13 protein-coding genes are annotated in these 13,670 nt (G+C 71.3%); 12 read left to right on the top strand and 1 reads right to left on the bottom strand.

Translation table 11 applies throughout. The features are described from left to right. Positions 1 to 97: 97 nt before the first annotated feature. Together ASG91_RS02035 and ASG91_RS02040 are read left to right on the top strand one after the other, a co-directional pair. Complete coding sequence (locus ASG91_RS02035) at positions 98 to 1,636, top strand: helix-turn-helix transcriptional regulator (protein ID WP_056920924.1); 1,539 nt, start codon at positions 98 to 100, stop codon at positions 1,634 to 1,636. A 154-nt stretch (positions 1,637 to 1,790) separates the two neighbouring features. Beyond that, on the top strand, positions 1,791 to 2,882 hold the full coding sequence (locus ASG91_RS02040) for a class I SAM-dependent methyltransferase (RefSeq protein ID WP_056920925.1): 1,092 nt from the start codon (positions 1,791 to 1,793) through the stop codon (positions 2,880 to 2,882). 20 nt (positions 2,883 to 2,902) lie between these two features. Here the strand turns inward: ASG91_RS02040 and ASG91_RS02045 are convergent, their stop codons facing one another. Beyond that, positions 2,903 to 3,418 carry a GNAT family N-acetyltransferase gene (locus ASG91_RS02045; protein ID WP_056920926.1) on the bottom strand — a complete coding sequence of 172 codons (516 nt, stop codon included), beginning with the start codon at positions 3,416 to 3,418 and terminating at the stop codon, positions 2,903 to 2,905. Positions 3,419 to 3,499: 81 nt separating this feature from the next. Between ASG91_RS02045 and pdxT the strand changes: the two genes are divergently transcribed. The 10 genes from pdxT (at position 3,500) to ASG91_RS02095 (ending at position 13,639) form a co-directional block, all read left to right on the top strand. Next, positions 3,500 to 4,108: a pyridoxal 5'-phosphate synthase glutaminase subunit PdxT gene (gene pdxT, locus ASG91_RS02050; RefSeq protein ID WP_056920927.1), complete on the top strand. Its 609-nt coding sequence runs from the start codon at positions 3,500 to 3,502 to the stop codon at positions 4,106 to 4,108. Beyond that, positions 4,105 to 4,866 (top strand): YebC/PmpR family DNA-binding transcriptional regulator, encoded by a 762-nt coding sequence (locus ASG91_RS02055; protein WP_056920928.1) that lies wholly within the window; start codon positions 4,105 to 4,107, stop codon positions 4,864 to 4,866. Before pdxT ends, ASG91_RS02055 begins: the two co-directional genes overlap by 4 nt. 82 nt (positions 4,867 to 4,948) lie before the next feature. Then, entirely contained in the window at positions 4,949 to 5,500 is a 552-nt protein-coding gene (gene ruvC / locus ASG91_RS02060; RefSeq protein ID WP_056920929.1) for a crossover junction endodeoxyribonuclease RuvC, read from the top strand. After that, positions 5,497 to 6,099, top strand: coding sequence for a Holliday junction branch migration protein RuvA (ruvA, locus tag ASG91_RS02065; protein ID WP_056920930.1), 603 nt, complete (start codon positions 5,497 to 5,499; stop codon positions 6,097 to 6,099). Before ruvC ends, ruvA begins: the two co-directional genes overlap by 4 nt. A 3-nt stretch (positions 6,100 to 6,102) precedes the next feature. Then, complete coding sequence (gene ruvB / locus ASG91_RS02070) at positions 6,103 to 7,206, top strand: Holliday junction branch migration DNA helicase RuvB (RefSeq protein ID WP_056920931.1); 1,104 nt, start codon at positions 6,103 to 6,105, stop codon at positions 7,204 to 7,206. 261 nt (positions 7,207 to 7,467) lie between these two features. Continuing rightward, a complete protein-coding gene (gene yajC, locus ASG91_RS02075; RefSeq protein WP_235543775.1) occupies positions 7,468 to 7,815 on the top strand; it encodes a preprotein translocase subunit YajC in 348 nt (115 codons plus the stop codon). Positions 7,816 to 7,827: 12 nt separating this feature from the next. Then, positions 7,828 to 9,615 carry a protein translocase subunit SecD gene (secD, locus tag ASG91_RS02080; protein WP_056920933.1) on the top strand — a complete coding sequence of 596 codons (1,788 nt, stop codon included), beginning with the start codon at positions 7,828 to 7,830 and terminating at the stop codon, positions 9,613 to 9,615. Continuing rightward, the gene (secF, locus tag ASG91_RS20960) at positions 9,612 to 10,775 is read left to right on the top strand and encodes a protein translocase subunit SecF (RefSeq protein ID WP_200961203.1); all 1,164 of its coding nucleotides are present in this window, start codon (positions 9,612 to 9,614) and stop codon (positions 10,773 to 10,775) included. Before secD ends, secF begins: the two co-directional genes overlap by 4 nt. Next, complete coding sequence (locus tag ASG91_RS20965; RefSeq protein WP_235545322.1) at positions 10,772 to 11,320, top strand: adenine phosphoribosyltransferase; 549 nt, start codon at positions 10,772 to 10,774, stop codon at positions 11,318 to 11,320. Before secF ends, ASG91_RS20965 begins: the two co-directional genes overlap by 4 nt. A gap of 9 nt (positions 11,321 to 11,329) precedes the next feature. Next, positions 11,330 to 13,639 carry a bifunctional (p)ppGpp synthetase/guanosine-3',5'-bis(diphosphate) 3'-pyrophosphohydrolase gene (locus ASG91_RS02095; RefSeq protein WP_056920934.1) on the top strand — a complete coding sequence of 770 codons (2,310 nt, stop codon included), beginning with the start codon at positions 11,330 to 11,332 and terminating at the stop codon, positions 13,637 to 13,639. Positions 13,640 to 13,670 lie beyond the last annotated feature (31 nt).

Below are 13,670 nucleotides of genomic sequence, written 5' to 3' on the forward strand. Positions count from 1 at the left end.
GTCCGCAACCTATCGGGGCGGTGGCCGGCGATGTCAGGGCCCCGAGGACCCCGGTTTCGAGGGGGGGTCCGGCGTACCCTGACGCTGGGAGGTGGACATGGCGGGCGCACTCACCATCGAGGAGCTGGAGCGCGAGGCCGACCAGGCCTGGTGGCGCGGCGACGGCGCCGCGTCGATGGCCGCGTCCGAGGAGGTCTACCGACGACGGGTGGATGCCGGTGACCCGGCGGGTGCCGCCCACCAGGCGCTCACGCTCACTCTCGAGTGGGTGACCCGCGGAGACATCGAGGTCGCCTCCGGCTGGCTCAACCGGGCCCGCAAGCTGCTCGCCGGCCTGGCCCCGTCCGCCGACCACGGCTACCTCGCCTATCTCGAGGCGACCATCGCGATGGACGCCGAGGGTGACTCCGGGCCGGCCCACGAGGCCGCCGCCATGCTGTCCAGCATGGCCGCGGCGTTCGACGACCCAGCGCTGGCCTGCTTCGCCCTCGTGCTGTCCGGGGTCGCGGCGGTGCGGGACGGGCACCCGAGGGAGGGCTTCGGCGACCTCGACGAGGCGATGCTCCCGGTGCTGGCCGGCCAGGTGCCCGCGCTCTGGTCCGGGGACATCTACTGCTCGGTGATCCACCTCTGCGAGGGCCTCGGTGACCTGGCCCGGGTGCGAGCCTGGACCGATGCGCTGGAACGCTGGGCGATCCCCCAGTCCCAGACCTTCATGTATGCAGGGGTGACCAGGATCCACCAGCTCCAGCTGATCGCCGCGGAGGGCGGCTGGGACGTCGTGGAGAGCGAGCTGGGGCAGCGCAGCGAGGGACTGATCGGGTCGCACGGCTGGCTCGCCGGTGCCGGGTACCACGAGCTCGGTGAGGTGCGACGGCTGCGTGGCCAGGTCGGCCCGGCGAGGGAGGCCTTCGACGCGGCACTCGCGCTGGGGGTCGACCCCCAGCCGGGCCTGGCGCTCCTGGCCCGCGCTGCCTCCGGTCCGTCGGCGGGACTGGCCTCCCTCCGGGCCAGCCTCGGTCAGCGCGGCCGACTCGAGCGCGCCCGCCTGCTCCCCGCGGCGGTGGGGCTGGCCCTGGAGGCCGGCGACGCGGCATACGCCCACTCGCTCGCCGAGGAGGCCGAGGCCACGGCCGAGCGCTACGGCACCCCTGGCATGCTGGCCGGGGCGGCCCGCGCGCGGGCCTCGGTGCTCCTGGCCGAGTCGCGTCCGGAGGAGGCGGTCCCGCACCTCGAGCTCGCGGCCCAGGTCTACCGCGACCAGCGCTACCGCTACGCGAGCGCCCAGGTCCACGAAGGGCTCGCGGAAGCACACCGGCTGCTCGGCCGTGACACCGCGGCCCGCGCCGAGCTCGCCTGCGCCCACGAGATCTACCGCCAGCTGGGCGCGGTGACCGACCTCGCGCGGTTGTCGCCGCCGACGCTGCCCGCCGGGCTCACGCCGCGCGAGGCCGAGGTGCTGGCCTGCGTCGCCTCCGGGGCGAGCAACCGCGAGGTGGCCAGGGCGCTGTTCATCAGCGACAAGACGGTCGGTCGGCACCTGGCGAACATCTACCTCAAGGCCGGGGTGAGCTCCCGCACCGCCGCCGCCGCGTGGGCTCGGACCCACGGCATCGCCACCCGCGAGCCGGTCTGACCCTGGACGAACGCTGGGTCTGCACCATCTGCACCACTGGTGGCGCAGCGACCTGCACGATCCGCCCGACGCGACGCCAGTGCCGCGGCTCCTAGCGTCGACGGCACGAGGTCGCACCCGCTGGAGGTCGACCCGGACCCGGAGGGAGCACACCATGACCACACTCGAGCAGCCGGCCGTCACGACGACCGAGGAGCAGGACACCCAGGACCCGCAGGCCGTGGCCGAGCGGATGGTCCAGGTCCTCAACGACGGCGCGATCACCGTCCTCGGGAGCATCGGGCACCAGCTCGGTCTCTTCGACGTCCTCACCACGCTCCCGTGGGCGACCAGCGAGCAGGTGGCCGATGCGGCCGGCCTGACCGAGCGGTACGTCCGCGAGTGGCTCGGCGGCGTCGTCACCGCCGGCTGGGTGGAGTACGAACCGGACGGGCGGCTCTACCGGATCCGCCCCGACCACGCGCCGTTCCTCTCCGGGACGGGCGTCGACAACATCGCCCGCACGATGAGCCTGGTCACCCTCATGGGAGAGGTCACGCCGAAGGTCCTCGAGACCTTCCGCACCGGCGGCGGGCTCGCCTACGCCGACTACCCGGGCTTCCACGACGGCCAGGCCGCCGACAGCGCCGCCGTCAACGACGCCTCCCTCATCGACGCCATCGTGCCGCTCACCGGCGTCGTGGACCGGTTGCGGGCCGGCATCGACGTCGCGGACATCGGCTGCGGCGAGGGACACGCGGTGAACCTGCTGGCGCGCGAGTTCCCGAACAGCCGGTTCTGGGGCTTCGACTTCAGCCCCGAGGCACTGGTCCCGGCCCGCGCCGAGGCCGCGGCCTGGGGCCTGACCAACGCGACGTTCGTCGAGTGCGACGTCGCCAACGAGGCCGAGGAGGAGGCCTACGACCTGGTGACGGCCTTCGACGCGATCCACGACCAGGCGCACCCGGCGACGGTGCTGTCCAACATCCAGCGCTCGCTACGTCCGGGTGGGACGTTCCTGATGGTCGACATCAAGGCCTCCAGCCACCTGGAGAACAACCTGGAGCTGCCGTGGGCCAGCTTCCTCTACGCGATCTCCACCGTGCACTGCATGTCGGTGTCACTCGGTCAGGACGGCGACGGGCTGGGGACGGTCTGGGGGACCGAGCTCGCGACCCAGATGCTGCGCGAGGCCGGGTTCGCCGAGGTGCACCAGTACGAGCTCGAGCAGGACCCGTTCAACGCCTACTTCGTTTCTCGGCGGTAGGGGTCGGGCGTCCACTGAGGTCAGTCCGGCAGCACCATGAACAGCACCGGGAGGTGGTCGTCGGGGAGCCACCAGGGACGCCCCTCGCCGACCACCTGCCAGCCGGTGCGCCGGTAGAGCTCGACGGCGGAGGCGGTCTCCTGCACGACGTCGAGCACCGGGGTCCGCCCCGACCCGCGGATCGCGTCGACCGCCGTCGCGAGCAGCGCGGTGCCGATGCCCCGGCCGACCACCGTGTGGTCGACGAACAGCACCGCGACCGCGGCGAGCTCCTCGCGCGGACGGCCGGCACCGGCAGTCCACAGGTCGGCCTCGAGCCCGGGCTCGACCCGCGACACGGCCACGTGGCCGACCACCCGGTCACCGAGCTCGGCGACCCACGCAGCGTCCTCGTCGGCGCGGGCGATGAACGACTCGACCGGGAACGGCAGCGGCCAGTTCTGGGGGTACCCGGAGTGCGGCTGCTGGGCGGCCAGCACGTCGGCCAGGGCCGGGATGTCATCCGCAGTGCGCTCGCGCACCACCACCTCGCTCATGGCGTCACTGTAGGGGGGCCAGTCCTGCGCAGTGACAGGCCGGGGCGTGGCCGCTGCCCCTGCGGCCGTAGCATTCCGGGCGTGACCGACCAGCCCACCATCGGAGTGCTCGCCGTCCAGGGTGACGTGCGAGAGCACCTGTATGCCGTGGAGCAGGCGGGCGCGCGCGCCACCACCGTGCGTCGCACGACCGAGCTCGACGGGGTCGACGCCCTCATCATCCCGGGGGGCGAGTCGACCACCATGGACAAGCTGGTCCGGGCCTTCGAGCTGCGCGACCCGCTGCGTGAGCGGCTGGGAGCGGGCATGCCGGCCTACGGCTCCTGCGCGGGCATGATCATGCTCGCCGACCGGATCGCCGACGCGCGTCCCGACCAGCAGACCCTCGGGGGGCTGGACATCACGGTGCGGCGCAACGCGTTCGGGCGGCAGGTCGACTCCTTCGAGGAGGACCTGCACATCCGCGCCATCGGCGGCGCTCCCATGCGTGCCGTGTTCATCCGCGCGCCATGGGTCGAGGAGGTGGGGGAGGGCGTCGACGTGTTGGCCCGCGTCGAGGACGGACCCGCCGCAGGTAGGATCGTCGCCGTTCGTCAGGGGTCGCTGATGGCCACCTCCTTCCACCCGGAAGTGACCGGTGACCACCGGTTCCACCAGTTGTTCGTCGAGATCGTGAGAGGCAAGGCATGAGCGGCCACAGCAAATGGGCAACCACGAAGCACAAGAAGGCTGCCATCGACGCGAAGCGGGGCAAGCTCTTCGCCAAGCTCATCAAGAACATCGAGGTCGCGGCCCGCACGGGCGGCGGTGACCCGACCGGCAACCCGACGCTCTACGACGCCATCCAGAAGGCCAAGAAGACCTCGGTCCCCAACACCAACATCGACAACGCGGTCAAGCGCGGGTCCGGTGCGACGGCTGGCGGCTCCGACTGGGAGACGATCACCTACGAGGGCTACGCGCCCGGCGGCGTCGCCGTGCTCATCGAGTGCCTGACCGACAACCGCAACCGCGCGGCGGCCGAGGTGCGCACTGCGCTGACCCGCAACGGTGGCCAGCTGGCCGACCCCGGCTCGGTGTCCTACGTCTTCGACCGCAAGGGCGTCGTCATCGTCCCCAAGGGCGACAAGACCGAGGACGACATCCTCGAGGTGGTGCTGGAGGCCGGCGCCGACGAGGTCAACGACCTCGGCGACTCCTACGAGATCATCTCCGAGGCCACCGACTTCGTGGCCGTCCGCAAGGCGGTCCAGGACGCCGGCATCGACTACGACTCCGCCGAGGCGTCGTGGGTCCCCAACCTCAAGGTGCCGCTCGACGCCGACGGCGCGCGCAAGATGATCCGCGTGATCGAGGCCCTCGAGGACTCCGACGACGTGCAGGACGTCTTCGCCAACGGCGACATCAGCGACGACGTGCTCGCCGAGATCGAGGACGACGAGGAGTAGAGGCGTGTTGCTGCGCTCGCAGGTGCGGGCCGGTGTGTAGCGTTTGACCGAACACCTGTTCGGACATGAGGGAGCTGCAGTCGTGCGCGTACTCGGGGTCGACCCCGGCCTGACCCGGTGTGGCATCGGGGTGGTCGAGGGAGGTCGTGGCCGACAGGTCCGGCTGGTGGCCGTCGGGGTCGTGCGCTCGCCGGCGACCGAGCCCGCCGCCGAGCGCCTGCTCTACCTCCAGACCGAGCTCGACACCTGGCTCGACCGGTTCCAGCCCGACGCGATCGCCGTCGAGCAGGTCTTCGCCGACGTCAACGTCGCCAGCGTCATGCACACCATGCAGGCCTCGGCCATCCCGCTGCTCGCCGCCGCCCGGCGCGGGCTGCCGGTCGAGCTCCACACGCCCACGTCGGTGAAGGCCGCGGTGACCGGCTCCGGCCGCGCCGACAAGGCGCAGGTCACCGCGATGGTCACCCGCATCCTGCGGATGGAGTCCGCCCCCAAGCCGGCCGACGCCGCCGACGCCCTCGCGATCGCGATCTGCCACCTGTGGCAGGGAGCCGCGTCCAGCCGCCTGCAGGACGCGGCCCGCGCGGAGCAGGCCCGGCTGCGGTCGGTGGGCCGAGCCGCGGTGGCCCGGTGATCGCCAGCGTCCGTGGCGCGGTGCGCCACGTCGGCCTCGACCGCGTCGTCGTCGAGGTCGGGGGAGTCGGCATGCTGCTGCACACCACCCCGGCGACCGCGTCGGCCCTGCACCTCGGTCAGGAGGCGCTGCTCGCCACGACGCTGGTCGTGCGCGAGGACTCGCTGACCCTCTACGCCTTCGGCTCCGACGACGAGCGCGACATCTTCGAGCAGGTGCAGACCGTGTCGGGGGTCGGGCCCCGGATCGCCCTCGCCATGCTGTCCGTGCTCGCGCCCGACCGGCTGCGCGCCGCCGTGACCAGCTCCGACCTCGCGACGCTCACCAAGGTGCCGGGCATCGGCAAGAAGGGCGCCGAGCGCATCGTGCTCGAGCTGCGTGACAAGCTCGGGATGCCGTCCGGCGCGGCCGCCGGCGCGACCGCGGCCCCGGCAAGCCCCACCGCCGCCTGGCGCGACCAGGTGGCCGAGGCCCTCGTCGGGCTCGGCTACTCCGCCAAGCAGGCCGAGGACGCGGTGTCCCGTGCCGCCGAGGCCGCGCCCGCGGGGGCCGACGTCTCGGCGATGCTCCGCGCCGCCCTCCGCGAGCTGGGGCGCTAGGCCATGGCTGACGGCTTCTCCTCCGAGATGTTCGAGGACTCCTCGATCGACGCCACGTCGCGCGTGGTCGACGCCGACAGCGAGGCCGACGAGCGCACTGTCGAGGCAGCCCTGCGACCCCGGCGCCTGAGCGAGTTCACAGGACAGACGCGGGTGCGCGACCAGCTCTCGCTGGTGCTCGAGGCGGCCCGTCGGCGCGGGACCCCACCCGACCACGTGCTGCTCTCCGGACCGCCGGGGCTGGGCAAGACCACCTTGGCGATGCTGATCGGCACCGAGCTGGAGCGCCCCATCCGCATCACGAGCGGCCCGGCGATCCAGCACGCCGGCGACCTGGCCGCGGTGCTCTCGTCGCTGATGGAGGGCGAGGTGCTCTTCCTCGACGAGATCCACCGGATGTCCCGGTCCGCCGAGGAGATGCTCTACCTCGCGATGGAGGACTTCCGGGTCGACGTGATCGTCGGCAAGGGTCCCGGCGCGACCGCGATCCCGCTCGAGCTCCCGGCCTTCACCGTCGTGGGGGCCACGACGCGGGCCGGCCTGCTCCCCGCCCCGCTGCGCGACCGGTTCGGGTTCACCGGCCACCTCGACTTCTACGCCGCCGAGGACCTCGTGACGATCCTCGAGCGGTCGGCCCGGTTGCTCGAGGTGTCGGCCGACACCGACGGCATCACCGAGATCGCCCGCCGCTCCCGGGGCACACCGCGGATCGCCAACCGCCTGCTCCGCCGCGTGCGGGACTGGGCGCAGGTGCACGGGCGGCAGGTCGTCGACGAGGAGGCGGCCCACGCGGCCCTCGCCCTCTTCGACGTGGACGACCGTGGCCTGGACCGGCTCGACCGCGCCGTGCTCGACTCCCTGTGCCGCCGCTTCGGCGGTGGCCCGGTGGGGCTGTCGACCCTGGCCGTGGGCGTGGGGGAGGAGGCCGACACGGTCGAGACGGTCGCCGAGCCGTTCCTCGTGCGCGAGGGCTTCATCACCCGCACCCCACGCGGACGGGCCGCCACGGCCCTGGCCTGGGAGCACCTCGGGCTCACCCCGCCGGCCGGGCAGGTCGCCCAGCCGAGCCTCCCGCTCGACACCGGCGAGGGCCGCTTCGGGAGCTGAGCACCGCCGCAGCAACACCCTTCAGCTTCGCCGCAGCAACACCCTTCAGCTTCGGCGCAGTAACACCCTTCAGCTTCGCCGCAGTAACACCCTTCAGCTTCGCCAAAGGTCACAATTGGAACGCGGCCACGGTGGGGCACGTTGGTCGGTATGCCGTGCGTCACCTACACTCGGGCGGTCCCCCGGCTGGAGTCGGGGACCTGCGTGTGCCCGACTGCGTGGCGCCGCACACCGACTGCCCCAACTCGAAGGGACTGCTCCATGACGTTAGGCATGCCGGCCACGCTGACGGCGGTCACGGCTTCCGGCGGGGGCTCGCCCGTCGCCAGCCTGCTGATCTTCGCGCTGCCCGTCCTGCTGATCGTCTTCATGGTGTTCAGCCAGCGGCGTCGCCAGCGCGAGGTCCAGTCGCTCCAGGCGGCGCTGGTCGTCGGTGACGAGGTCTGCACGACGTCCGGCCTGTTCGGCACCATCAAGTCCCTCGACGACAAGACCGCCACCCTGGAGATCAGCCCCGGGGTCACCGTCCGCTTCGACCGGCGAGCCATCGGCACCAAGACTGTGCCGACCGGCCCAGCTGACCCGGGCACACCCGGCACCACCGAGTAGAGGTCCCTGCACGTGGCAATCAACCCGTACAACCGCAAGCCGCTGAAGATCCTGTCAGCGCTGGCGGCCGTCACCCTCGGCCTCTACGGCCTCCTCTTCGCCGCGACCACCTGGGGTGACGCGCAATGGGCACCCAAGCTGGGGCTCGACCTCGACGGCGGCACGCAGCTGGTGCTCAAGCCGGTGCTCGTCGGGGCGAACAAGGTCACCAACGAGCAGCTGAGCCAGGCCCGCGACATCATCGTGCAGCGGGTCGACGCCAACGGTGTCGCCGGCGCCGAGGTGACCACGCGCAACAGCGAGGACATCGTGGTCAGCGTGCCGGGCAAGAGCCTCGACAAGACCACCGAGGACGCGATCCGCAAGTCCTCGCAGATGCGGTTCCGCCCGGTGCTGGCCACCGCCCCGGGCACCAACCAGCCGGTGCCCACCGGGACCTCGACCGGCACCGCGACCGGGACGGCCACCGGCACCGCGACCGGGACGGCGACCGGCACGGTGCCCAAGGCGACCGGCACGGCCACCACGGCCGGCTCCGGGGTGCCCGGTGCATTCGTCAAGAGCACCACCGAGCCGACGGGGTCCGCCACCGCCACCGGTAGCAGCACGACGGCACCGACCGGCTCGACGGCCAAGCCGGCCAACTCCAGTGACCTCGCCTGGATCACCGACGACATCTCCAAGGCCTACCAGGCGCTCGACTGCTCGGTCCCCGGTGTGACCGACAAGATCGTCGATGACCCCGCGAAGCCCCTCGTGACCTGCAGCGACGACGGGGCCGAGAAGTACGTGCTCGGCCCGGTGGTCGTCAACGGCGACCAGATCGCCGACGCCGCCGCCGGTTACCGACCGCTGTCCAACGGGCAGCCGTCCAGCACCGTCGAGATCAGCCTGACCTTCAAGTCCTCCGGCACCAAGGCCTACGGCGAGGCCAGCAAGCGGATGGTCTCGCTCGAGTCGCCGCGCAACCAGATGGCCGCCACCCTCGACTCGCGCGTCATCGTCGCGCCGTACTTCGAGGCGGCCATCCTCGACGGACGGGCCAGCATCTCGGGCTCGTTCACGATCGAGTCGGCCCGCGACCTCGCCAGCCAGCTGAAGTTCGGCGCCCTCCCACTGTCCTTCACGCTGCAGACCCGCGACCAGATCAGCCCCACGCTCGGCAGCGAGCAGCTCCGGATGGGCCTCATCGCGGGCATCATCGGCTTCGCGCTGGTGTTCCTCTACTCGCTCGCGCAGTACCGCGCCCTGGGCCTGGTCACCGTCGCGTCGATCATCATCGCGGCGTTGCTGACCTATGTCGCGATCGCCATCCTGGGGTGGTCGCACAACTTCCGCCTCGACATGGCGGGGGTGACCGGCCTGATCGTGGCCATCGGTGTGACCGCCGACTCGTTCATCGTCTACTTCGAACGCATCCGGGACGAGGTCCGCGAAGGACGGCCACTGCGGGCAGCCGTCGACACCGGTTGGCGCCGGGCCCGGCGCACCATCCTGGCCGCTGACGGGGTGAACTTCCTGGCCGCCTTCGTGCTCTACCTGCTGGCGTCGTCGAACGTGCGCGGGTTCGCCTTCACGCTCGGCCTCACCACGCTCATCGACCTGCTCATCGTGGTGCTCTTCACCCACCCGCTCGTCGCCCTGCTGGCGGGCACGAAGTTCTTCGGTGGCGGACACCGGTGGTCGGGTCTCGACCCCGAGCGTCTCGGCGCCAAGGCCCAGAAGCCCCGGTATGCCGGGCGCGGACGGGTCGCGATGCCCACCAACGCACGGACCGCGAGCGACGGGAGCGCGCTGTGATCAACTTCGCCGCACTGGGCAACGACCTCTACACCGGGAAGCGGTCGGTCGACTTCGTCGGCCGCTACAAGCGCTGGTACGCGCTCTCCGGCGTGTTCGTGCTGATCGCCGCCCTCGGCCTCGTCTGGCACGGGCTCAACCTGAGCCTCGAGTTCCGTGGCGGCTCGGAGTTCCGGGTCTCCAAGGTGGCCTCGGGCCAGGACTACGAGGCCAGGGCCAAGGATGCCGTGGGCACGGTGCCGAACGCGGGCGCCGCCGAGGTGACCAAGGTCGGCACCGGCACCATCCGCGTGCAGACCGAGAAGCTGGGCGAGAACGACATCCGCTCGGTGCAGTCGGCGCTGGCCAGCGAGTTCAAGACCGACCCGGGCAACGTCTCGGCCTCGTTCGTCGGACCCTCGTGGGGCGCCTCGGTCAGCCAGAAGGCGCTGAAGGCCCTGCTGGTCTTCCTCGGGCTCGTCTCCCTCGTCATGGCGGTCTACTTCCGCACCTGGAAGATGGCCGTCGCCGGGCTGGTCGCCCTGCTCCACGACCTGTTCATCACCGTGGGGATCTACGCGCTGGCCGGGTTCGAGGTCTCGCCGGCCACGATGATCGGCTTCCTGACGATCCTCGGCTACTCGCTCTACGACACGGTCGTGGTGTTCGACAAGGTCCGGGAGAACACCACCGAAGCCCTCGGCAACGGTCGGATGACCTACCAGCAGGCGGCGAACCTCGCGGTCAACCAGACGCTGGTGCGCTCGATCAACACCACCATCGTGGCCCTGCTGCCGATCGCGTCGATCCTGGTGATCGGCTTCGTCTTCCTCGGTCCGGGCACGCTGCTCGACCTCGCGCTGGCGCTGTTCGTCGGTATCGCGGTGGGCGCCTACTCGTCGATCTTCATCGCCACCCCGCTCCTGGTGCACCTGCGCCTGAAGGAGCCGGCGATCATCGACCTCGACAAGAAGGCGACGCGCTACCAGGCCCGCCACGGTGGCGTGGTCTCGTCCTCGGACGCCGCACCGGTGGAGCACGAGCCGGATGCCGAGGAGCTCGCCGAAGGCCGGGAGCCGGACCCGTCGGCGGCCCGCACCGGTGCCGTCCGCGAGACGCACAAGTACGCGACCAGCGGTCCCCGCAACCAGCCCAAGCGCCCCCCGAAGTCTCGTCGGTGAACAGCGGCACGTCGGTGAGCGAGTCGCTCGCCGCCCGGGTCACCGCGCGGCTGCGTGACATCCCGGACTTCCCGACGCCCGGGATCCTGTTCAAGGACGTCACGCCGGTGCTCGCCGACGGCGAGGTCTTCGGCGACATCATCCGCGACATGGCCGACCGCCGCCGCGGCAGCATCGACGTCGTCGTCGGCATCGAGGCCCGCGGCTTCATCTTCGGGGCAGCCCTGGCGCACGAGCTCGGCATCGGGTTCGTGCCGGTCCGCAAGGCGGGCAAGCTCCCCGGAGCCGTGCACGGCCTGACCTACGACCTCGAGTACGGCTCGGCCACCATCGAGATCCACCAGGACTCCTTCGTCGGTGGCGAGCGGGTGCTGGTCGTGGACGACGTCCTGGCCACCGGCGGCACCGCAGCAGCCGCGTGCGAGCTGCTCGACCGGGCCGGGGCCGAGGTGGTGGCGTTCGAGACCCTCGTCGAGCTGGCCTTCCTGCCCGGGCGCGAGCGGTTGTCCGGACGCGAGATCCACTCGACCGTGGTGGTCACGTAGGCTTCCGACATGACTGAGGACGTCGTCACCGGGCCGGTGCCCACCGGTGCGTCCTCGGCGAACCGCGTCCGCGCCCGACTGGCCAGGTTCGGCAGTCGCGGGGGCCCGACCAACCCGGTCCTCGAGCCGTTGCTCCAGACCGTGCGGGCCACCCATCCCAAGGCCGACCTGACCGTCATCGAGCGGGCCTACGTCGTCGCCGAGGAGGCCCACCGCGGCCAGAAGCGCAAGTCCGGTGACGCCTACATCACCCACCCGCTGGCGGTCACGACGATCCTCGCCGAGCTGGGCATGACGCCGGCCACGCTGGCAGCGGCGCTGCTGCACGACACGGTGGAGGACACGGCATACAGCCTCACGCAGCTCGAGAAGGACTTCGGGCGCGAGGTCGCGATGCTGGTCGACGGCGTCACCAAGCTCGACAAGGTGACCTACGGCGACGCGGCGCAGGCCGAGACGGTCCGCAAGATGGTCGTCGCCATGGCGCGCGACATCCGCGTCCTCGTCATCAAGCTCGCCGACCGCCTCCACAACGCCCGCACCTGGCGCTACGTCTCGGTCGAGTCCGCCCAGCGCAAGGCCCGCGAGACCCTCGAGATCTACGCCCCCCTGGCCCACCGGCTCGGCATGAACACCATCAAGTGGGAGCTCGAGGACCTGTCGTTCGCGACGCTCTACCCGAAGGTCTACGACGAGATCGTCCGCCTCGTGGCCGAGCGCGCGCCGGCCCGTGAGGAGTTCCTGTCGGGGGTGCGCGAGCAGGTCAGCGAGGACCTCAAGGGCGCCAAGATCAAGGCGACGGTCACCGGCCGCCCCAAGCACTACTACTCCGTCTACCAGAAGATGATCGTGCGCGGCCGCGACTTCGAGGACATCTACGACCTCGTCGCGGTCCGCGTGCTGGTCGACTCGGTGCGCGACTGCTACGCCGCGCTCGGTGCCCTGCACGCGCGGTGGAACCCCCTGCCCGGGCGGTTCAAGGACTACATCGCGATGCCGAAGTTCAACATGTACCAGTCGTTGCACACGACGGTCATCGGGCCCGAGGGCAAGGCCGTCGAGATCCAGATCCGCACGCACACGATGCACCGCAGGGCGGAGTACGGCGTCGCCGCGCACTGGAAGTACAAGGAGGACGGCACCGCGCCGAGCGCCAGCACCAAGGAAGGCGAGACCGGCCCCATCAACGACATGGCGTGGCTCCGCCAGCTGCTCGACTGGCAGAAGGAGACCGCCGACCCGGGGGAGTTCCTCGACTCGCTGCGGTTCGAGATCAACGCCCGCGAGGTCTACGTCTTCACCCCCAAGGGTGAGGTCGTGGCGCTGCCGGCCGGGGCGACGCCCGTCGACTTCGCCTATGCCGTGCACACCGAGGTCGGGCACCACTGCATCGGCGGCCGCGTCAACGGTCGCCTGGTCCCGCTGGAGTCCACCCTCGAGAACGGCGACGTCGTCGAGGTCCTCACCTCCAAGGCCGACGGCGCTGGCCCGTCCCGCGACTGGCTCACCTTCGTCAAGTCGCCGCGGGCCCGCAACAAGATCAAGCAGTGGTTCTCCAAGGAGCGCCGCGAGGAGGCGATCGAGACCGGCAAGGACGCGATCGCCCGCGCCATGCGCAAGGAGGGCCTCCCGCTCCAGCGGCTGCTCACCGTCGAGACCCTGACCGGGCTCGCCTCCGAGCTGCGCTACCAGGACATCGACGCCCTGTATGCCGCGGTGGGCGAGGGGCACGTGTCCGCCCAGCACGTGGTGGGCCGGCTCGTGGCCTCCCTGGGTGGCGAGGAGGGCGCGTCCGAGGACCTCGCCGAGGCGACCACCCCGACCCGGTCGATGCGCCGTCGCTCGGGCGACCCGGGCGTGGTCGTGGTCGGCACCGCTGACGTGTGGGTCAAGCTCGCGCGCTGCTGCACGCCCGTGCCCGGCGACCCGATCATGGGTTTCATCACCCGTGGCAACGGCGTGTCAGTCCACCGGACCGACTGCACCAACGCGGAGTCGCTGCTCTCGCAACCGGATCGGATGATCGAGGTCGAGTGGGCGCCGTCGTCGGCGTCGGTCTTCCTCGTGCAGCTCCAGGTCGAGGCGCTCGACCGCAACCGCTTGCTCTCGGACGTCACTCGGGTGCTGTCCGACCAGCACGTCAACATCCTGTCGGCGTCGGTGCAGACGTCGCGCGACCGCGTCGCGATCAGCAAGTTCACCTTCGAGATGGGCGACCCCAGCCACCTCGAGCACGTCATGAAGGCGGTCCGCAAGATCGACGGCGTCTTCGACGTCTACCGGATCACCGGCACCAAGGCCACGGCCGCGAAGGCCTAGCCGAACGGCATACCCCGCCTCGACGCGGCAT

This window comes from Phycicoccus sp. Soil802, from assembly GCF_001429605.1.
Classification (GTDB): Bacteria; Actinomycetota; Actinomycetes; order Actinomycetales; family Dermatophilaceae; genus Pedococcus.